This window comes from Anoxybacillus sp. PDR2 (assembly GCF_009834045.1).
Classification (GTDB): domain Bacteria; phylum Bacillota; class Bacilli; order Bacillales; family Anoxybacillaceae; genus Anoxybacteroides; species Anoxybacteroides rupiense.
Window position 1 is genome coordinate 2,753,432 of record NZ_CP047158.1, and the last position, 21,216, is coordinate 2,774,647.

Consider the following 21,216-nt stretch of genomic DNA (forward strand, 5'->3'; position numbering starts at 1 on the left):
GCCGCTCCTTTCTGTTGAAATAGAGAAGTCTGACCTCTATCATCATACCATTTTTCAACCGCAAAAACTAGCCGACAAGCAAAATTTGTTCAATGAACCTCTCTCACTTCCACTCCGTTAAGAGGCTGGAAACTTCTCGATGGATGATGTTAAAAAAAGCTCCCACCGAGCGGCGATGAGGCTCCACGTGTCGCCGCTGCAGTGCGATGCGGAGCGACTCAAGCCGCTGGCGTTTGAAGCTGGAGACAAGATATCCATTCTGACAGAAGCAAAAAACCCAGCTAATCGCTGGGTTTTACGAGCTTAATTTCATTTTTTCCGTTACCTGATCAGATACTACGCGGACGAATTCTCCTTCATTATATGGATAGCCCGCTTTCGTAATTTTCACTTTTACAAGCTGACCGACCATTTCTTCAGTGGCTGGAAATTTTACTTTTAAGTAATTATCGGTATATCCAACGTATAAGCCACTGTCCGGCTCTTCTTTATATGGCTCTTCTGGAATGACTTCAAGCACTTGTCCTTCGAACTGCGAAGCATATTCCTTCGCCAAATGGTCAGAAAGAGCGATGAGGCGATGAACGCGCTCGTTTTTCACCTCTTCATCGACTTGGTCTGGCATGCGCGCCGCAGGTGTTCCTGTACGCTTCGAATATGGAAATACATGAAGTTCCGAAAACTGATGGTCACGGATAAATTCATACGTTTCCATAAATTCTTCTTCCGTCTCACCAGGAAATCCGACAATAATATCCGATGTGACCGCCAGCCCAGGCAGTGCTTCCCGCAATTGAACAAGCCGCTCAGCAAAAAATTGAGTCGTATACTTGCGGCGCATCCGCTTTAATACGCTGTTGGACCCAGATTGAAGCGGAATGTGCAAATGGCGGACAATTTTATCGGAACGCTTGAGAACTTCAATGACTTCATCGGTGATTTGACTTGCTTCAATGGATGAAATGCGAAGCCGCTTTAAGCCGACTACCTGTTCATCCATATCGCGAAGCAGCGCAGCAAAATTATAATCCTTCATATCTTCTCCATAGCCGCCTGTATGAATGCCTGTTAGTACGATTTCTTTATAGCCGGCATCAACAAGCTGTTGCGCTTGGCGAATGACTTCTTTCGGATCGCGTGAACGCATGAGGCCGCGCGCCCACGGAATAATGCAAAACGTGCAAAAATTATTGCAGCCTTCTTGAATTTTCAAAGAAGCTCGCGTCCGATCCGTAAAGGCAGGAACGTCCATTTCTTCATATACGCGGGTCTTCATAATGTTTCGAACCCCGTTAATCGGCTGGCGCTCTTGCTTAAATTGTTCAATATATTCAAGGATCTTGGCGCGATCCTGCGTTCCGATTACGATATCAACCCCAGGAATCGCCATAACTTCAGCTGGAGAGGTTTGCGCATAACAGCCTGTGACACAAATAACCGCATCAGGATTTTGCCGGATGGCACGCCGAATAACTTGACGGCTTTTTTTATCGCCCGTATTCGTCACTGTGCATGTATTTATCACGTACACATCTGCATGAGTTTCAAAGTCTTTTCGTTCATAGCCCGCTTGTTTAAATAACTGCCAAATCGCTTCTGTTTCATAATGATTTACTTTGCAACCTAACGTATGAAAAGCCACTGTTGACATTATTCTCACCTCACCTTAATTCCCATTCATATGATGCAGCCGCTAATACATAAAGCGGGGCTGTTTCCGTCCGCAAAATCCGCGGTCCGAGGCCACATGTGAAAAAACCGTTTTCCTGAAGCTTCGTGATTTCATGCTCCGCCAAACCGCCTTCTGGACCAAATAAAACGAGCATCGACTCCCCCGGCTTCATCTGTCGCAAAACTTTTCGCAAAGCTGCTGCTTCTCCTTGCTTTGCTTCTTCTTCATAAGCAACCATACGATAGTCCAGCGTTCGGGCAAATTCAATAAACGGCTCCATAGACATCGGCTGGTAGATATCAGGAATGCGCGTGCGATGCGCTTGCTCAGCTGCTTCTTTTGCAATTTTCCTCCATCTTTCCAGCTTTTTATCCGCTTTTTTCGCTTCCCATTTAACAACAGAGCGAGCCGCCAAAAAGGGGATAAATGCAAAAGCACCAAGCTCTGTTCCTTTTTGAATGACCAATTCAAATTTATCTCCCTTTGGCAGCCCATGAGCAATATAAATCCGTATTGGAAGCTCTGTTTGTTCCTCTATCCATTTTATAATGCGAAGCATCATATTCTCACTGGAAATTCGTACAATCTCACATAAAGCGGCTTTGCCGTTTTCGTTACAGCAAATAACCGCATCTCCCTCCCTCATGCGCATGACGCGTACCATATGGTGATAATCGTCCCCAGTCATGACAATTTGGTCATGATGAATTTGATCCTTTGAGACAAAATACCGTTGCAAACCGCCACCTTCTTTTCATGCTTTTCTTGCAATTAATGCGATCCAATCTTCCATCGCCAGTGTTTCTTCAATAACAAATCCAGACTCAATCAACTTTTCTTTTACCTCGTGTTTTTTCGCTTGAATAATTCCAGATGTAATAAAATATCCGTTTTCTTTTACCAGATGGTACGCATCATCTGTAAAACGCATAATGATTTCTGCTAGAAGATTGGCCACAATAATATCGGCCGGCTCCTTTACATTATCCAGCAAATTCCCTTGGGTAACCGATACGATATCTTGAACTTTATTTAATTTCACATTTAGCTTGGCGCTGTCTACGGCCACTGGATCTAAATCAAGCGCTTGAACGGAAACGGCTCCAAGCATCGCTGCCGCAATACTCAAAATCCCTGATCCAGTCCCAACATCAATGACGGTATCACTTGGTTTCACACATTTTTCTAGCGCTTGAATACACATGACTGTAGTCGGATGTGTGCCTGTGCCAAAAGCCATTCCAGGATCTAGCTCAATAATAAACTCATCAGTGGAAACCGGTTCATAGTCCTCCCATGTTGGCACGATCGTAAATTTTTCAGAAATTTTTACTGGGTTATAATATTTTTTCCACGCTGTCGCCCATTCTTCTTCGTTCACTTCGCTGATCGTAATTTTATTTTTTCCTATATCAATATTATAGAGCATTAAATTATTGATCGCTTGTTTAATTTCCTCAACTGTTTCTCCTAAAAAACTATTGACTGGCAAATAAGCTTTAATGATGACTCCTTCATCCGGATAATCATCGGGATTTAGCTCATAAATTTCGCCAAATGTGGTATCACGTTCTTTTGTTAAATCAAAAGGGTCTTCAATGACAACTCCCCCAGCACCTGCTTCGTGCAAAATATTCGAAATCGCCTCAACTGCTTCTTGTGTCGTATGAATGCTGATTTCTGACCATTTCATAAATGTGTTTATTCCCCTTTAAACGCTTTTTTTACTTTCTCAAAAAAGCTATCTTGCGGTCCTTGGTGCATGCTTTGGTCTCCCAATTCATCAAATTCGCGCAGCAGCTGCTTCTGCTTTTCCGTTAATTTAGTTGGCGTCACAATGCGCACAATCACATGCTGATCCCCTTGACCATATCCGCGCACATTGGGCACACCTTTTCCTTTTAAGCGAAATTTTGTACCTGTTTGTGTGCCTGCTGGAATTTTCAATTTTACTTTTCCATGAAGCGTCGGAACTTCAATTTCATCACCAAGAGCTGCCTGTGCAAATGTCAGCGGAATTTCACAATAAATGTCATCATCATGGCGTTCAAAAAATTCATGCGGCTCTACACGAAACACGATATATAAATCGCCCGCTGGACCTCCGTTTATGCCTGGTTCTCCTTGTCCAGCTACGCGCAACTGCTGTCCGTCGTCAATACCTGCTGGAATTTTCACATGAATTTTTTTCCGCTTTTTCACCCGACCGCTACCGCCGCAAGTCGCACATTTTTCCTTAATAAATTGTCCTGTGCCTCCGCAATAATGACATGCTCTGCGATTCACAATGCGTCCAAACGGCGTTGCCTGCTCTATGCTGATTTGTCCCGTTCCGCCACAATGTGAACATGTTTCCTTTTTCGTTCCGGGCTTTGCTCCTGACCCATGACACGTGTCACACGTTTCTTCGCGAGGGATTTCAATATCCGTTTCTTTTCCAAACACTGCCTCTTCAAATGTCAGTGTCATCGTATATTGTAAATCAGCACCAGCCCGCGGAGCGTTCGGATCACGCCGTCTTCCTCCGCCAAAAAAGGAGCTGAAAATATCCTCAAAACCACCAAAACCGCTAAAGCCGCCAAAATCAAAATCATCGCTTCTAAAGCCGCCAAAGCCTTGATTAGGATCCGTATGACCAAATTGATCGTAATGGGCGCGCTTTTGATCATCGCTCAATACTTCATAAGCTTCTTTGATTTCTTTAAATTTTTCAGCTGCATCTGGTGACTTATTAATATCTGGATGATATTGTTTTGAAAGTTTTCGGTATGCTTTTTTTATTTCATCTTTTGTCGCTGTTTTGCTTACCCCGAGAACCTCATAGTAATCTCGCTTTGTCATCATCATCCACTCCCGATTCACTCACATAAAGCTAATTGTACCATCCATTTCTTTATATATGCAATAGGTGTTATTTTTCTTATCGTTGCTTTTTTCTAGAAAAAAAGTCAAAGCCAAGGCAGGCCTGACTTTGACTTTTTCCCTTTTTTACTTATCGTCTTTTACTTCTTCAAATTCCGCATCAACTACATCGTCATTTTTTTTCGCAGCGCCGTCTGCATTTGTTTGCCCTTGAGCTTGCGCCTGTTGAGCGGCTTGCTCGTATAGCTTAATGGACAATTGCTGAACGATTTCTTGCAGCGCATTTTTCTTTGTGCGAATTTCTTCGATACCATTTTTCTCCAAAGCGGCTTTTAATTCTTCTTTAGCCTCCTGCGCTTTTTTCACTTCAGCTTCATCCACTTTTCCTTCAAGTTCTTTGAGTGTTTTTTCTGTTGTAAATACTAAATGATCCGCTTCGTTGCGAAGATCCGCTTCTTCTTTGCGTTTTCTGTCCGCTTCTGCGTTTTCTTCCGCTTCTTTCACCATTCGTTGAATTTCTTCTTCGGAAAGACCAGAAGATGATTTAATCGTAATGGATTGTTCTTTGTTTGTTCCTAAATCTTTTGCACGCACATGGACAATACCATTGGCGTCAATATCGAATGTGACCTCGATTTGCGGCACACCGCGCGGAGCCGGTGGAATGTCGGTTAGCTGGAAGCGGCCTAACGTTTTGTTATCTGCCGCCATTGGGCGTTCTCCTTGCAGAACGTGAATATCAACCGCCGTTTGATTGTCTGCCGCCGTTGAGAAAATTTGCGATTTGCTTGTCGGGATCGTCGTATTGCGTTCAATTAATTTCGTAAATACGCCGCCCATCGTCTCGATTCCTAAAGAAAGTGGAGTCACGTCAAGCAGTACAACATCCTTGACATCCCCAGCGATCACACCGCCTTGAATAGCAGCTCCAATCGCGACCACTTCGTCTGGGTTGACACCTTTATGCGGCTCTTTTCCAATTTCCTTTTTGATTGCTTCTTGCACAGCAGGAATGCGTGTCGAACCCCCGACAAGAATCACTTTGTCGATATCGGATGGTGTTAGGCCTGCGTCTTTCAATGCTTGACGCACTGGTCCCATTGTCCGTTCCACAAGATGTGCAGATAGCTCTTCAAATTTTGCGCGCGTTAATGTCATTTCTAAGTGAAGCGGTCCTGTTTCATTCGCGCTGATAAACGGCAATGAAATTTGGGTTTGCGTAACGCCAGAAAGATCTTTTTTCGCTTTTTCGGCCGCATCCTTTAAGCGCTGCAATGCCATTTTATCTTTTCCTAAATCAACGCCATGTTCCTTTTTAAATTGTTCAACTAAATAATCGATAATGACTTGGTCGAAATCGTCGCCGCCAAGATGGTTGTCCCCAGCTGTTGCTTTTACCTCAAACACGCCATCGCCAAGCTCCAAAATCGAGACGTCAAACGTCCCGCCACCTAAGTCATATACGAGAATCGTTTGATCTTCCTCCATTTTATCAAGTCCATAAGCGAGCGCTGCCGCTGTCGGCTCGTTAATGATACGTTCAACTTCCAATCCGGCAATGCGTCCCGCATCTTTTGTTGCTTGGCGCTGTGCATCATTAAAATAAGCTGGAACTGTAATGACCGCTCTTGTAACTGACTCGCCTAAATAGGCTTCCGCATACGATTTTAAATATTGTAAAATAATAGCTGAAATTTCTTGTGGAGTATATTGTTTTCCTTCAACCTCCACCTTATAATCGGTACCCATATGGCGTTTGATCGAGATGATCGTATTTGGGTTCGTAATCGCTTGGCGCTTCGCTACTTCCCCCACTTGCCGTTCTCCGTTTTTAAATGCCACAACTGACGGAGTGGTTCGGTTTCCTTCTGGATTTGGAATCACTTTTGGCTCGCCGCCCTCTAATACAGCTACACAAGAGTTTGTTGTTCCTAAATCAATACCAATGATTTTGCTCATCCGTATCACCCTCCTATGACATTATTGACTCACTTTCACCATTGCTGGACGAATGACACGATCTTTTAATTTATATCCTTTTTGAAATTCTTCAACGACCGTGTTTGGCTCATATCCGCTATCTTCTGCCTGCATCACGGCTTGATGCAGATGAGGATCAAACGGTTTTCCAATTGATTCGATGACTTCAACGCCTTCTTTTTTCAATGCATCAATCAAAGAGCGATATACCATTTCCATCCCTTGCAAAATGGATTTGGCTGTTTCGTCTTCTGTCTGGATTTTTAAAGCGCGCTCGAAATTATCTAACACCGGTAAAAGATCTGTCACTAAATTTTGTGCGCGATATTTTTCCGCTGCCTCAAATTCAAGTCTTGTACGGCGGCGGAAATTATCAAAATCTGCATGCAGGCGAAGATAACGATTTTCTAATTCCTGCAGCTTTTGCTGAAGTTCAGCGATTTGCTCGTTTGCCGCTGTCAGTTGATCTTGTTCGTCATCAGTAATTGATTTATCTTCTGTCAATGACTCATTCACTTCTTCTTGCGGCTGTTCATATGTAACTTCCTCTTCTGTTTGAAGCATTTCTTTTTGTTCGTTTTCCATCGGCTTCACCTCCCTTAAGTGAACAAATAAGTCCAATATATGTATAATCAAAAAGTTATTCACAAGGAAAGGATGGGGTGCTTCACACCATCCATCCATTATCCAATATGACCAATGCTACCCATTTTGATACCAATCTGTCAACGCCTTTGTTAAGTCAGAAGCCACTTGATTCAAAATGGTAATGACACGCGAATATTCCATTCTCGTCGGCCCCAGAATTGCAATCGTTCCCAGCTGCTCCTCTCCGATCGAGTAGGTCGCTGTAATTAAGCTGCAATTTTCCATGCCGCTCAATTGGTTCTCATGGCCAATTGTCACTTGAATTCCCTTTTTGCTGCTTCGACGCAGCAGTCGATAAAACTCTTTTTCTTGTTCAATGATTTTCATTAAAGAATGAACTTTTTGAATATCATTGAACTCTGGCTGGCTGAGCATATTAGCTCTTCCCGCTAAAAACAGCTTTTCTTCCCGCGGCAGCTCAATCATATCCGCAATGGTTTTTAACATGCTGTCATAATTATAAATGTGGGCACGCAGGACGTTGGCAACCTCTTTATAAATCTTATCCTTCAATTCCATAATAGAAGAACCAATCAATCGCTCATTCAAAATATTGACCATTTTTTCTAAATCAGAAGCATTCACGGAAGCCGGAATCGTAATCACGCGGTTTTCTACATGGCCTTTGTCCGTGACAAAAATGGCTACCGCCGTTTCTTTATTTAAAGGAATGATTTGAATTCTTTTCAGCTTATTATCTTTCACAGCCGGACCGAGAACGATAGATGTATAGCTTGTCAAATCCGATAAAATCTGCGCCGATTTTTGAACGAGTTTCTCTAGCTCATAAATTCGTTCTGCAAAAATCGATCTAATCTTCCTCATATCCTCCGTTGTAAGATGCTGTGGTGACAATAGATGATCGACGTAATAACGATAGCCTTTTTCCGACGGTACCCGGCCTGATGAAATATGCGTTTTTTCAATGTATCCCAATTCCTCCAAATCAGCCATTTCGTTTCGGATCGTTGCTGAACTGAAGGTAATTTTCTCCTTCTTCGAAAGCGTCCGCGAACCGACAGGCTGGCCGTAACGAATAAAATCGTCAATAATCACTTGCAAAATCAATAACTGGCGATCAGTTAACAACGATCATCACCTCTGTTAGCACTCAAACATATTGAGTGCTAAATCTATTATTAAAGTACCAAATCCCCGCACATCTGTCAACTTTAGATTACTCCAATAAATGCCTGAAACACTTCATTTCCAAGCAGTTTTCCTTGGTGAGTAAGACGAATATGAGTTTCCGTTTCCTCCAATAGCCCTTTCTGCTTTTCTTGCTCAATCGGTTCATGGAATACCTCATGGACTGGACAATGAAATTTTTCCATAAACCGCTGTTTGGAAATGCCTTCTATTTTGCGGAGACCTAAAAACATTTCTTCTTCTTTCTGCTCTTGCTCGGTTACCACATGGCGTTCAATATACGCTTCTCCCGTTTTTTCAACTAAATCAATATATTTTTTGATCGGTCCGGCATTCGCGTTTCTCATGCCGACTACATAACTGTGCGCCCCTGCACCAAATCCGTAATATTCTTCATTACTCCAATACGTAAGGTTATGATGGCTTTCAAATCCCGGCCGGGTATAATTGCTAATTTCGTACTGCTTATAGCCGTTCTTCTCCATTTCTTCCATAATGACCTCGTACATATTTGCTTCTTCTTCTTGACTTGGCAAAGATAGCTTTCCTTTTCTCATTAAATTGTAAAACACCGTTTTCGGTTCAACGATGAGCGAATAAGCAGAAATATGCTGAATGTTGAGTGCAAACGCCATATTCAAAGAATCGCGCAGCTGTGGAAGCGTCTGTCCCGGCAAACCGTACATCAGATCAACGCTAATGTTTGCAAAGCCGATATCTTGAGCGATTCCAATGATTTGAAACACATCATCTCGCCGATGAGTTCGTCCAATTTTTTTTAACAATTCATGATCAAACGTCTGTACGCCAAAGCTTAGGCGATTGACTCCTGCGTCTTTTAACAGCTGCAGTTTTTCCCGCGACAACTCGTTCGGATTCGCCTCGAAGGTAAATTCCACTTCGCCCGCAGTAAAAGGAAGGCGCTTATGAATGGCATTGAGAAAAAAGTCAAGCTGATCCATTTCCAGCACGGTCGGCGTCCCCCCACCTACAAAGATGGTATCAAGTTTTTGTGTAGGATATCGAACCACTGTTTGTTCCATTTCGGTTTCTATCGCCTGCAAATACTCGTTCACCGGCTGTCCTTTAAAGAATACTTTATTGAAATCACAGTAATAGCAAATTTGCGAACAGAACGGAATATGCAAATAAGCGGCTTGAATCAATGTTCATCGCTCCTTTTTCATAACAAACAAGGCCATCTCATCATGAGACAGCCTCGTATGGCATTATTTTTTATCATCCATTTTGAGCACAGCCATAAACGCTTCTTGTGGAACTTCGACAGATCCGACCTGCTTCATTCGCTTCTTTCCTTCCTTTTGCTTTTCAAGAAGCTTGCGTTTCCGCGATACGTCACCGCCATAGCATTTAGCTAGCACGTTTTTCCGCAATGCTTTGATCGTCGAGCGGGCAATAATTTTATTGCCGATCGCTGCTTGCACAGGAACTTCGAACTGCTGGCGCGGAATCAAATCTTTCAGTTTCTCAACAATGACTTTTCCGCGCTCATAGGCTGAGTCGCGATGAACGATAAAGGAAAGGGCATCGACTTTCTCCCCATTTAATAAAATATCCATCTTCACAAGCTTTGAAGGCTTATAGCCGATGAGCTCATAATCAAACGATGCGTATCCTTTCGTGCTTGACTTTAAAATATCAAAGAAATCATAGACAATTTCTGAAAGCGGAATTTCATAAATAAGCATAACCCTTTTTTCATCCATATATTGCATATCGACAAAGATGCCGCGCTTGCTTTGACATAGTTCCATTACCGCTCCAACAAAATCGTTTGGCACCATGACCGTCGCTTTGACGTAAGGTTCTTCCACCCGGTCAATTTTTTGTGGATCTGGCATGTTGGATGGATTATCCACTTGAACCTCCTCACCATCGGTCAAGTATACTTTATACACTACGCTTGGCGCTGTCGTAATTAAATCGATATTAAACTCGCGCTCAATGCGTTCCTGAATAATCTCCATGTGTAGCAGCCCTAAAAAGCCGCAGCGAAAACCAAAACCGAGCGCCTGCGATGTTTCGGGCTCAAATTGTAGCGCGGCATCGTTAAGCTGCAATTTTTCCAATGCCTCACGCAAATCATTGTACTTGGCTGTATCAATTGGATACATTCCGCAAAACACCATCGGATTTAAGCGACGATATCCCGGAAGCGGTTCGGCCGCAGGATTTTTGGCATCTGTAATGGTATCACCTACACGCGTATCGCTTACGTTTTTAATGGAAGCGGTTAAAAAGCCAACATCGCCCACGGTTAGCTCATCAACCAATTTCGCTTTTGGCGTAAACACCCCTACTTCAACTACCTCAAACTCTTTTCCAGTCGCCATCATCTTGATTTTTTGTCCCGGCTTAACCGTTCCTTCCACAATGCGAATATAGGCCACTACACCGCGGTATGGATCATACAGCGAATCGAAGATCAACGCTTTTAATGGCGCATCAGGATCACCAGCCGGCGCCGGAATTTTGTCGACGATTTGCTCCAAAATCTCTTCAATGCCGATGCCGGCCTTAGCGGAAGCAAGCACGGCTTCAGAAGCATCCAAGCCAATTACATCTTCAATTTCTTGGCGAACGCGCTCTGGCTCAGCGCTTGGCAAATCGATTTTATTGATAACCGGCAAAATCTCTAAATTATTATCCAGCGCCAAATAGACATTTGCCAGCGTTTGCGCTTCAATTCCTTGCGCCGCATCAACAACAAGAATAGCCCCCTCGCATGCCGCTAAACTGCGCGACACTTCATAGGTAAAATCGACATGCCCTGGCGTGTCAATAAGATGAAAAATGTATTCCTCTCCATTATTTGCTTTGTACTTTAACTGAACAGCATTCAACTTAATCGTAATGCCGCGCTCCCGCTCTAGCTCCATAGAATCTAGCATTTGCTCTTTCATTTCTCGCTGCGAAAGCGCCCCCGTTTTTTCAAGGATGCGATCTGCAAGCGTCGATTTTCCATGGTCAATATGAGCGATAATAGAAAAGTTGCGGATTTTTTCTCTTCTTTCCAGTCTTTGTTCACGATTCATCTTTTTCACTCCTACTGTTACCCGAAACTACACTAGCTTTGATTATAGCAACACAACGGTTAAGATTCAATGAGAGAAATAAGAAAAGCGCAAAGCGCCCTCCAAGAAGATTGTCACCGTCACAATGCGGAGTGAAGCGATTCGAGCCGACGGCAATTGAAGCTAGGCAACGCCCGAACCCTTAAAAAAGGATAAGAAAAAAAGTCGAGCCTGTGCCCGACTCTATTCAATCAGCTGTCCTACAAAAGAAAGAAGGGATTGAATAACAGAACGAACTCCTTCCGCCAAATGCTTTCCAAGCTCCGAAAACAGATTGAACATTTTCATCTGTTCAAGCTTCTCTTTCTTCTCACTAATATTTTCGATACTTACTCTATTTCCCATAACCATTGCTTCCATTTCGCCGTTTTTATCTTTTGCAACATGGAACACGGTCTGAAAAGACGGATCATTGTAGCCCTTCATTTTGATCATCCCTTGATTCGCCTGCTGCATGCCAAGCAAGACACCAAAGAAAAGAAGGATAACAGCCGTCAAAAATTGAAGGGTGAATTTTGCCATTTTGCTTCCTCCTTACTGCTTTTGCGGCGGATCAGAGGCTGGAGCCTGCACTTTTTCTGCCTGCCAATAATGCTCACTAAACACATCGGCAACAGCAGCTGCGGATCGGAAAAGTTCATCAAACGTATTGTCTACCCCGCCAAACTCTATGAGTAACGCATTATTCGATAAATCTTGGTTGAATTTTCCATTTGTCCCTCTTCCTTTCTTCTCGATGACCCCCCGACTTAATCCCGGATATTTTTTTTGTAAAAGCTGATGAAGCTGTGTTGCTAGTTGTAAATTCTTTTCATAGTTTGCATTTTCTCCGCCAACAATGAACGCAACACGCGCATAGCTAACTCCGTTAATAGTCGCAGTTGTAAATTTTCGTCTTTGGGCATCGCGGTGAATATCAATCAAGTATTGTAAATCACGGTTTTGGCCCATCGCCTGCATAACAACCTGTCTTGACATGTCATATGATTGCGCATAGTCCATTCCTTTTTCTGATAATTTTTGTTGAACATCAACGGTGCTTTCCACCGCTCCAATCCCTCGTTTCTCAAGTTCCTCCTGCAATTTTTGTCCGACTTTCGTTACATTGACCGTACGATGAAAGGCCTGATCTGGATCATTTGCCCCTTTGAGCGCTGGCAAATACGATTCATACGTATGGGTGCTGTAAATATAAACGACTTTCCGTCCGCCAGTCGTTTTCGTTGGCGGAGGCACTGGCTGTTTATCTTGATCTTGATCCGCTTTTTCTAAATTTTCGATGGATGCCTCGCGTTCAGCCAGCATCACTTCAAGCGGCGGTGCCGATTCGTAAGGCATGTTTGTATAGTCCGTTCCTTCTCCTGCCACCACAATCTTACTATCATATAGAGCAAAGCCAGGCAATTCGCTGCCAAGCAGACTGCGGGGATCATCTGGATTAATGCTCGTAATCATACGCAGCAAAATAGATGAATAACTAATGTTCTGTCGCTCTTTCGGCAAGCTTTGTAAAAAATAATGGTTTTCAAAACTAAATAAATGAATGAACGTTTCCTCAGGAAAATGATTTGTCACACTATTAACAGAAGAAGAGGTAATTCGATATTCAGGTTTTAACGATGTCATGACCCCGACAACCGTAAACATCATCATCCAGCCTAAAACGGCTAAAGTCACAACTTTTTTAATGCTTGTCCCTTGAATGGTGACGACCATTTGCCGAGAGCGAAACCTTTTCATGTTCTCACCCTTTCTAAGCTTGTCTACTAATTTAACAGTATGGTCAAGCTTAAAAAGATAGAACATCTTTTTTATGATTAGCGCGTATACATCCCTGTATTTCCTTGATCAATCTGGCCATGCAGCGCTGCGTTTAAGCCGCTCGCTAGCAAATGGGCCATGTCCCCGATAAACATATCGACTTCTTTCGGCGTCACCATCAAATTATGTCCGAGCGGGGCCAACACTTCATGAATAAGCGTTCTTTTTTCTGTATCGCTCAGGGTTCCAACCATGCCAAGAAACGTCGAGCGCTGTGCTTGTGTAGGCAGATCCTCTTCGGTTAATTTTTTTCTTCTTCCAAACATCCATCCAGCTGGAGCAAGAGCACTAGAGGGACGATTTCCTTCACGCATTTCTTTGCCAAAATGCTTTAAAAGAAAGTCAATGGTATCGCTTGTAATCGACACAGCATCGACAACCGTCGGCACACCGATAGCGATGACAGGAATCCCTAAAGTTTCTTTACTTAATTCCTTGCGTTTATTTCCCACTCCTGATCCGGGATGAATGCCAGCATCTGAAATTTGAATCGTCGCATTTACTCGTTCAATTGAACGAGCCGCTAGTGCATCAATGACAACAATAAAATCCGGTTTTGTTTTTTCAACGACACCGTCAATAATGTCGCTCGTTTCAATTCCTGTTGTTCCCATTACTCCGGGAGCAAGCGCGCTTACAGGACGAAAGCCTTCTTGCACGCTTTCCGGTTGAAGCTGAAACAAATGCCTTGTAATTAATAAATTCTCTACCGCCAACGGACCGAGCGCATCTGGAGTAACATTATCATTTCCAAGCCCCACAACAAGACAGCTTGCTTCTTTTGGAATATTCAGCTTCTGCAAAAAAGCATGGAACTCTTTCGCAAACACTTCCTCTACCTTTTTTTGCAGTTCTGTATCCTGTTCCCGAATCCCTTGAGCCTCCAGCGTGATATAGGTTCCTGGCTTCTTGCCAATGGACTGCGCTCCTTCCTTGGTTACTTCAACATATGATAGCTTAATTCCGTCTATTTCACGATCATGAATCGTGACTCCTTCAATCGGAGAGGAAGTCTCTTTTTTTTGCTGCAATCGCTCTTCAATGGCCATTTCGTGAGCTTCAACAGCCAAATCTGTCCGCACGGAATACACGCTAAGATCTAATGGTTGATTCATCGATGCTCCTCCTTCTCAAAAACGATCGTTTTTATTTATTGTCGCCGCTTTCTTCTTATTTCATTCTTTAATAAGTAAAGTATTTTTGCTTGAATAGTCTTGCATAATTGAAATGTGTTTGATAGAATATCATTTGTTCTTGATATGTCTATATCGATCAACATGACAAAAGAATCACGTATATGGACAGCATTACGGAGGTGAAAGACATTGGCAAATATTAAATCAGCAATTAAGCGTGCGAAAACAAGCGAGAAACGCCGTGCTCACAACGCTGCGATGAAATCAGCCATGCGCACAGCGATTAAAAAATTTGAAGCGCTTGTAGAAGCAAAAGAAGTGGAAAAAGCACAAGAAGCATTTGTCCTTGCTTCTAAAAAATTAGACAAAGCGGCAAGCAAAGGATTAATTCATAAAAATGCAGCAAGCCGCCAAAAATCCCGTCTAGCGAAAAAATTAAACAGCATCACAGCGTAACAACAAATAAACGACCTTTTTGAGGTCGTTTTCTTTTTTGATTTTTATAAAATTGTCTTTAGCTGGAAATTAAGAAAATACGCGCACAAGCCTTTCCGTTTTTTATGATTCTCATCCAAAAATCCTCCAAGCTGACACCCCCATCTCTGAACGAAGTGGGGATGGGAGGAGTTCACCGGACAAAAGACTGTTCATTTGTCTCATTCGCTTTGCTCCATTTGACTAGCAGCAATTCAATAAGCAAGCGTTTATCAAGCACCCCTGTTTTCATTTGATAATCCGCTTCAGCCAAGTCGTGAATGATATCGAGCAATTCCTGTTCCGAAAATAATCCCGATTGTGCCATAGCCAGCTTAACGCGAAACGGATGGACCTTTAGCGACGAAGCAATATGCTGCTGGCCGTATCCTTTGGCATTAAGCCATTTAACTTGATACAAAAGCCGAAACTGGGCCGCTAGCAACGCAACAATTTTAATAGGTTCTTCATTATGTTCCATTAAATCACCAAATACTTGCAATGCTTCTCTCACTTTGCGTTGAACGACCTTTTCCACCAATACAAAAACATTTTGTTCAAGTGTCCGCGAAACAAGCATCGTCACGGTTTCACCATCAATTGTTCCTTGATGGCCAACAAACAGTGAAAGCTTATCGAGTTCATTAGCAAGCGACATCAAGTTCGTCCCCGCCAGCTGCAGTAAGGTTTTCTTTGCTTCTTCTGTAATGGCGACTTCATTCGCATGTGCCCGTTCTTCCATCCATTGCCGCAATTCTTTTTCATTAAGTGAGGAGGCGACAAAAACCTTCGCTTCATTCATTAACTGCTTCGTGATTTTTTTTCTTTCATCCAATTTTTCATATGAACCAAGAAAAACGACAATCGTAAAAGGAGAAGGAGAAGCTATGTATTGCTCAAGCTTTTTTAAATTATGCTCTATTTTCTCCTTTCCCTTGTCAGAAGTGAGGAAATACGGATTTTTGATCACAACAACCTTCTTTTCCCCAAAAAAGGGCAGGGTTTCCGCTTCCTCAATTGCTGTTTCGATCGGTGTTTCTTCACAATCATACACCGATAAATGAAAATCCTGCTCCTCTTCTCGTAAAGCTGTACGTACAATTCGTTCATATGCTTCATTTAATAAAAATGTTTCCGTTCCGTATAATAAATAAAGAGGCGACAGAGTTTGCTTTGTCATTTTTCCCAAAAAGTTCACAGTCATATTTCTCTTCTCCATTCTTTTTTAAAACCATCCATGATGAAAAGATACACTGTTTTCTTGGTTTTTACAAGGGAACCGGCAAACGATGTAAGCCGATTCCCATTTATATAAACGTTGATAAATAAGTCCTAGGATCTTATTTATCAACGGGTATTTTTATATTATCCCGTGCCCCTTAAACTATTTGTGTCAACTGTTGTCAGCAAAGGAAATGATCAATTGTTGTATAGATTTTTTTTTTCTTTTGACGTATACTAAAAATGATTGCACGAGGAGGGGTAAATCATGAACGAATTTGAAAAAAATGTACAAAGCAAACGCAATGATGCAGTTGATTCCGGCGTCGGATTCATCGTTTCGTTCGGCTTCTTCGCTACTATGTTCATTATCGCCACATTAGTAAAATTTTTTGGTTCATGATGGAAAAGAGATTGCTTTTTAGAGCAGTCTCTTTTTTTGTATGCGGCATGCCAAAAAAATGTCGAGTTCTGTTATCCCCTAACGCATTGGCTGCTGCTTGCAGTCCATCTCATCTGCAACCATTCATATAACCTTATCATGGCGTTGTAATGCGGCCAAACTGGACTAAAGCGAAAGGTGCCGCTCATGCTGGTGATACTATATTATGGCAGCATAAAAGTAAAGGTTCCAGCTTTTTTCGTATAGCGATAGCGAATCGCTCCATGCTCATCCGTTCGCAAAATTCGAACCCCATGCTTTTTAAGCCGAGCGATTACATCATGATGCGGATGATGGTAACGGTTGTTCTTGCCAACCGAAATAATGGCAATCTGAGGTTTTATCATCTTTAGAAAGGGCTCGGAGGTCGATGTGGCACTTCCATGATGCCCGATTTTTAATACATCAACCTGAAGGTGAGGAAAATCACGAATGAGCCGTCCTTCTCCTTCAGCTTCCAAGTCTCCTGTAAACAGCCATGATAATCCCCCCAATTTCGCGTATAATACAACGGAACGATCGTTATCATTAGAAGGGAGAGCCGTTCTTGGTGGATTCAGTACATAAAATGATGCTTCTCCTACCTTCCAATCATCTCCTTTTTCCACTTTTCTAATCTTCATTTTTCGATCCTTCATACCAGCCATAAGCGCAGTCTGCCATGGTGAATACGCACGGCTTTCGTTGCCAATCACCAGCTCCTTCACCCGTATGCTTCTTATCACTTCAGGTGCCGCTCCCATATGATCGGCATCTCCATGCGTAATGATGAGTTGATCCAATTGGCGAATTCCTTTGGCTTTTAAAAACGGTACAACTAGCTTTTCGCCTACACGCCACTCGCTCCTCCGCTTTTGCCATGACTGCTTTGGTAAAAGAACCGTTCCTCCCGTATCAATAAGATATACTCCCTTTCTGTATGGCAATTCAATATAAATACAGTCGCCTTGCCCCACATCCAAAAAGACGACCTCACCATAGCGGTTCATGTATGGAAAAGCGGCATGAAAGGCAATTACTATCACTACATACCCAAAAGCGCGATATTTTTTCTGCTCCATTTGCGTAAAGGCCCATACAATCGCCATTCCATAACATAAAAGCAGCAGCATGGACGGCCGTCCTAAAGCAAATGCAAGCGAACGATCAAAAGCGAAAAGCTGAACAAAGCGATTAGCAAAATCAAGCACATGTTCAAGGAGATAGATAAAAGGCAAGCTCAACGGCTCCACAACATAATGTGCAACAAGAGCGATGATGGAGAGCGGCAAAATTATAAACGAATAAAGCGGAACAAAAATCATATTCAACGGAATACTTAACAGCGAAAACTCAAAAAAATGGTATAGCAAAAACGGAAGGGAGCTGATTTGTGCAACCAACGTTGCAGCAAAAAGCCGCATCATGGATGAACGGTATTGCTCAATCCAATCCATGGATAAAATAAGCGCGAAGGAAACAATAAAGGATAGTTGAAATCCCGGCTGGAACAAATCGTATGGTTGAATCAGCAACATCACGATGCATGTAAGGCTGAGGATATCACAAAGAGGAATGTTGAACTTCCGATAACGGCTCCATAATAACATCATGGCCATAACGGAAGCGCGGACGACGGATGGCGAAGCGCCTGTCAGGATCATGTACAAAGGAAGAAGAAGAATGAGGAGCAACGCGGCGGCTTCTCTTGTTATAAAGCGAATGCATAGATAAAAGCAGCCGCTGACAAGCAAAGTGACATGCGATCCAGAAATTGCTAAAAGATGCACTAGCCCTAGCTTTTGATACCCTTCAAGCAGAGCTTCATCCATTTCTTCTCGTTCGCCAAAGATTAACGCTTGCACAATGCCAATCACCGCAGGAGGAAAATGCTCATTAATTTCATCCATTCCTTTTTCTCTGATCGATCGAAGCACTTCAACAGGATGAAGCCGTGTCTGTTTACAAGCAGCGACAGAAAAGGAAGAGGGTTTTACAATCCAATGAATTTGTTGGGAGCGCAAATACTTTCGATAATCAAAAGCGAAAAAATTCCGTGCGGGTTCAGGAGCTTCCAATCTTCCTTCAAATCGGCAAACCATTCCCATGCGAAGTTGGAAAAGCTCTTTTTTATCGCGTTCACGATTGACTTTATACAAAAGCTGCACCTTTTCCTTTTCCTTCGTCCTTCCTTTTACCTTCAGCTGATCGCCGTCAATGACAGGAGGCTCTATCAAACGCAGCGAAAAATGGGTTTTATTTTTCGGAAGAACAGTTTGATTATGGGTCTCAGTCCAAATCATATAGAGATAAAAAAGGGCCGCCGCAAGTAAACATGCAGGAAACAAATCACGCTTATATCTTAGCAAAAACAGCAAATAAACCGCCATCACGAAATGAAGCCCATATAATCGCTGATAGCCAGCTGTGATTCCCCATATAGCTGCTATCGCTACATACACACTATTTCCTCTCATTATCCAAAATCTCCTTTTTCTTGCCTTCTGCCGCCGCAAAAATCAGACGGCAGAAGAGCGCAGTTGCTTTTATAAAAGAGACAGGATCTCCTTATTAAAAGGAACATGCTTTACAATTACGTCTGCCTGCTGAAAAAGCTCAAGTGCATACGGATGATTTTTATAGTCAGTCGCATAATAGACTGCACGAATACCGCTCTGAATAATCGCCTTGCAACAATGAAGGCAAGGAAAATGCGTCACATAGATTTCAGCGCCTTCTGTTGGCACGCCAAACTTGGCGCATTGAATAATGGCGTTCATCTCTGCATGGATCGTACGGACGCAATGATTATCAATCACATAGCATCCTTCATCAATACAATGTGCCCCTCCAGCAATCGATCCATTATATCCTCCAGCAATAATTCGTTTATCACGCACAATCGTCGCTCCGACCGCCAAGCGTGTGCATGTGCTGCGCAATGCCAATAAATGGCTTTGCGCCATAAAATACTCATCCCAAGTAATCCTTTCCATTTCTTGACTCTCCCCTAACCATAAACATATAAGACTAGTTTAGCGAGTGAAGAAAAAACCGTCAATTTTGCTAGCGAATCACAATTTGTGCTTTTAAGCTTTCCAGAGATTTTTCACCGATTCCTGATACATTCAATAAATCTTCAGCTTTTTTAAAGGGACCGTTTTCCTCGCGATAAGCAATAATAGCGGCCGCTTTAGCCGGACCGATTCCCTTTAGCTGCTCTATCTCCTCTTGAGTAGCATGGTTAATATCAACCTTGTTCTCCTCCTTCTCTTCAGGCGGGGATATCGGCATGCTCGTTTCCCCTTTAGAAGGTACATAAATCATCATTTCGTCATATGCTTTAGCAGCTAAATTGATTTTTGTTTGGTCTGCTTCTGTTGTCAATCCCCCCGCTCTAGCGATGACATCATTTACACGCGCGTTTTCCAGCATTTCATATACCCCGGGATGGACAACCGCTCCTTTCACGTCAACCACAATGGTTTCCGGTTGATCCTGCTGCTTGCTATCTTGTTCCTTTTGTTCTTTTTGCTCCGGTTCTTCAGAAGGCAGCGGAAGTGCATGAGAAACACTCTTCTCTTGATGAGATTGCTGATAAAAAAATGCTGCAGCAATCGCCATAGCCGCCAGCGCGAGCATATACCGCTGCTTTTTTTCTTTGGCCGCAAGCCATTTCATTGTTCATCACCCTTTCGAAAATGATGCATAAAAACGTCTCTTTGTTCATACATATCGTTGAGAGGACAGATATCGGCCAAATAAACAGAGAAGGGGGGAGAAGCCGTGAAAATCGGAGTGATAGGCACAGGAAATATGGGGAGAATTTTAATTGAGGCTTTTTTAGAAGCGAAAGCGGTCAACCCAAATGAGCTGATTCTGACTAATCGCACGCTTCAAAAAGCATTGGACATCCAGAAGGAACACGCAGAGGTCGAAGTGGCAGCATCTCCAGAGGATGTGATCAGACGTGCGACCGTGATATTACTATGTGTCAAACCATTAGATATTCACCCCCTTTTAAAACAGCTGTCTCCTTATTGGACAAAAGATCATTGTCTCATTTCTATTACTAGCCCTATTACCGTCCAGCAGCTCGAATCCATTGTCCCTTGCCATGTGGTTCGGGTCATTCCAAGCATTACGAATCGCGCACTCTCTGGAGCATCGCTTATTACATTTGGGCATCGCTGTTCGTCTCATTATCAAACATATATAAAGGAATTATTTCAAAAAATTTCTACACCTTGCGTGATTGAACAAGATATTACGCGGATTGCTTCCGATCTTGCGAGCTGTGGTCCTGCCTTTTTCAGCTATTTACTGCAGCGATTTATTCATGCCGCTGTTGAGAAAACGAATATTTCCAGAGAAATGGCGACTATTTTAACGAGCGAAATGATTATCGGGCTAGGAGAATTGCTGAAAAAGAATGTGTACACCCTTCCAACTCTGCAGGAGAAAGTACACGTAAAAGGAGGAATTACCGGAGAAGGGCTGTCTGTACTTGAAGCAGAATTAGGTGAATTGTTTGAGCATGTATTTGAAAGAACACATGCGAAATTCAATCAAGAGATTGAGAAAATTAAACAGCAGTTTCAAAATTAAAATTCGCCAAAGATCAAAAAATTCCTTCTGAAACATGACAAGCGTACCGATTCTTGAGTAAAAAATTTGTCCATAAAGCGTGATACCCAGCGCTGTATCCTGTACGTCAGCATACCTTAATCCCATTTA

The 21,216-nt window shown here is 42.8% G+C and carries 20 protein-coding genes; 4 read left to right on the forward strand and 16 right to left on the reverse strand.

Annotation, left to right across the window (positions count from 1 at the left end):
* Nucleotides 1-139: 139 nt before the first annotated feature.
* Nucleotides 140-307, forward strand: coding sequence for a hypothetical protein (locus GRQ40_RS18600; protein ID WP_236546326.1), 168 nt, complete (start codon nt 140-142; stop codon nt 305-307).
* Here GRQ40_RS18600 and mtaB read toward each other — a convergent pair.
* The 12 genes from mtaB to gpr all read right to left on the reverse strand — a co-directional run bounded on the left by mtaB (nt 296) and on the right by gpr (nt 14,342).
* On the reverse strand, nt 296-1,651 hold the full coding sequence (mtaB, locus tag GRQ40_RS13280; protein WP_159720160.1) for a tRNA (N(6)-L-threonylcarbamoyladenosine(37)-C(2))-methylthiotransferase MtaB: 1,356 nt from the start codon (nt 1,649-1,651) through the stop codon (nt 296-298). The genes GRQ40_RS18600 and mtaB overlap by 12 nt on opposite strands.
* A 10-nt stretch (nt 1,652-1,661) precedes the next feature.
* Nucleotides 1,662-2,411, reverse strand: a complete 750-nt coding sequence (locus GRQ40_RS13285; protein WP_080862285.1) for a 16S rRNA (uracil(1498)-N(3))-methyltransferase — start codon at nt 2,409-2,411, stop codon at nt 1,662-1,664.
* 15 nt (nt 2,412-2,426) lie between these two features.
* Complete coding sequence (gene prmA, locus GRQ40_RS13290) at nt 2,427-3,365, reverse strand: 50S ribosomal protein L11 methyltransferase (protein WP_159720161.1); 939 nt, start codon at nt 3,363-3,365, stop codon at nt 2,427-2,429.
* A gap of 8 nt (nt 3,366-3,373) precedes the next feature.
* The gene (gene dnaJ / locus GRQ40_RS13295) at nt 3,374-4,513 is read right to left on the reverse strand and encodes a molecular chaperone DnaJ (RefSeq protein ID WP_044744573.1); all 1,140 of its coding nucleotides are present in this window, start codon (nt 4,511-4,513) and stop codon (nt 3,374-3,376) included.
* Between the two features lie 147 nt (nt 4,514-4,660).
* Nucleotides 4,661-6,493, reverse strand: a complete 1,833-nt coding sequence (gene dnaK / locus GRQ40_RS13300; protein ID WP_159720162.1) for a molecular chaperone DnaK — start codon at nt 6,491-6,493, stop codon at nt 4,661-4,663.
* 21 nt (nt 6,494-6,514) lie between these two features.
* On the reverse strand, nt 6,515-7,099 hold the full coding sequence (gene grpE / locus GRQ40_RS13305; protein WP_066145939.1) for a nucleotide exchange factor GrpE: 585 nt from the start codon (nt 7,097-7,099) through the stop codon (nt 6,515-6,517).
* A 117-nt stretch (nt 7,100-7,216) separates the two neighbouring features.
* On the reverse strand, nt 7,217-8,251 hold the full coding sequence (hrcA, locus tag GRQ40_RS13310; protein WP_066145942.1) for a heat-inducible transcriptional repressor HrcA: 1,035 nt from the start codon (nt 8,249-8,251) through the stop codon (nt 7,217-7,219).
* A gap of 83 nt (nt 8,252-8,334) precedes the next feature.
* On the reverse strand, nt 8,335-9,477 hold the full coding sequence (gene hemW, locus GRQ40_RS13315; RefSeq protein WP_159720163.1) for a radical SAM family heme chaperone HemW: 1,143 nt from the start codon (nt 9,475-9,477) through the stop codon (nt 8,335-8,337).
* A 63-nt stretch (nt 9,478-9,540) separates the two neighbouring features.
* Nucleotides 9,541-11,367, reverse strand: a complete 1,827-nt coding sequence (gene lepA / locus GRQ40_RS13320) for a translation elongation factor 4 (RefSeq protein ID WP_044744578.1) — start codon at nt 11,365-11,367, stop codon at nt 9,541-9,543.
* A 222-nt stretch (nt 11,368-11,589) separates the two neighbouring features.
* Nucleotides 11,590-11,928, reverse strand: a complete 339-nt coding sequence (locus GRQ40_RS13325; RefSeq protein WP_066145947.1) for a YqxA family protein — start codon at nt 11,926-11,928, stop codon at nt 11,590-11,592.
* A 12-nt stretch (nt 11,929-11,940) separates the two neighbouring features.
* Nucleotides 11,941-13,146, reverse strand: a complete 1,206-nt coding sequence (gene spoIIP / locus GRQ40_RS13330; protein WP_066145950.1) for a stage II sporulation protein P — start codon at nt 13,144-13,146, stop codon at nt 11,941-11,943.
* Nucleotides 13,147-13,223: 77 nt separating this feature from the next.
* Nucleotides 13,224-14,342: a GPR endopeptidase gene (gene gpr, locus GRQ40_RS13335; protein ID WP_159720164.1), complete on the reverse strand. Its 1,119-nt coding sequence runs from the start codon at nt 14,340-14,342 to the stop codon at nt 13,224-13,226.
* Nucleotides 14,343-14,552: 210 nt separating this feature from the next.
* Here gpr and rpsT point away from each other — a divergent pair, with 210 nt between their 5' ends.
* On the forward strand, nt 14,553-14,819 hold the full coding sequence (gene rpsT, locus GRQ40_RS13340) for a 30S ribosomal protein S20 (protein ID WP_044744582.1): 267 nt from the start codon (nt 14,553-14,555) through the stop codon (nt 14,817-14,819).
* A 172-nt stretch (nt 14,820-14,991) separates the two neighbouring features.
* On the opposite strand, the gene holA is transcribed toward rpsT, so the two are convergent.
* Nucleotides 14,992-16,041 carry a DNA polymerase III subunit delta gene (holA, locus tag GRQ40_RS13345; RefSeq protein ID WP_080862280.1) on the reverse strand — a complete coding sequence of 350 codons (1,050 nt, stop codon included), beginning with the start codon at nt 16,039-16,041 and terminating at the stop codon, nt 14,992-14,994.
* 285 nt (nt 16,042-16,326) lie between these two features.
* Between holA and GRQ40_RS13350 the strand changes: the two genes are divergently transcribed.
* A complete protein-coding gene (locus GRQ40_RS13350) occupies nt 16,327-16,461 on the forward strand; it encodes a YqzM family protein (RefSeq protein WP_044744584.1) in 135 nt (44 codons plus the stop codon).
* 203 nt (nt 16,462-16,664) lie between these two features.
* Here the strand turns inward: GRQ40_RS13350 and GRQ40_RS13355 are convergent, their stop codons facing one another.
* The 3 genes from GRQ40_RS13355 to GRQ40_RS13365 form a co-directional block, all read right to left on the reverse strand.
* Entirely contained in the window at nt 16,665-18,956 is a 2,292-nt protein-coding gene (locus tag GRQ40_RS13355) for a DNA internalization-related competence protein ComEC/Rec2 (protein ID WP_159720165.1), read from the reverse strand.
* Between the two features lie 69 nt (nt 18,957-19,025).
* Nucleotides 19,026-19,475 (reverse strand): ComE operon protein 2, encoded by a 450-nt coding sequence (locus GRQ40_RS13360; RefSeq protein ID WP_159720166.1) that lies wholly within the window; start codon nt 19,473-19,475, stop codon nt 19,026-19,028.
* A 70-nt stretch (nt 19,476-19,545) separates the two neighbouring features.
* Nucleotides 19,546-20,160: a helix-hairpin-helix domain-containing protein gene (locus tag GRQ40_RS13365; RefSeq protein ID WP_066145962.1), complete on the reverse strand. Its 615-nt coding sequence runs from the start codon at nt 20,158-20,160 to the stop codon at nt 19,546-19,548.
* A gap of 105 nt (nt 20,161-20,265) precedes the next feature.
* Here GRQ40_RS13365 and comER point away from each other — a divergent pair, with 105 nt between their 5' ends.
* On the forward strand, nt 20,266-21,087 hold the full coding sequence (gene comER, locus GRQ40_RS13370; RefSeq protein ID WP_066145965.1) for a late competence protein ComER: 822 nt from the start codon (nt 20,266-20,268) through the stop codon (nt 21,085-21,087).
* The last annotated feature ends 129 nt before the right edge of the window (nt 21,088-21,216 follow it).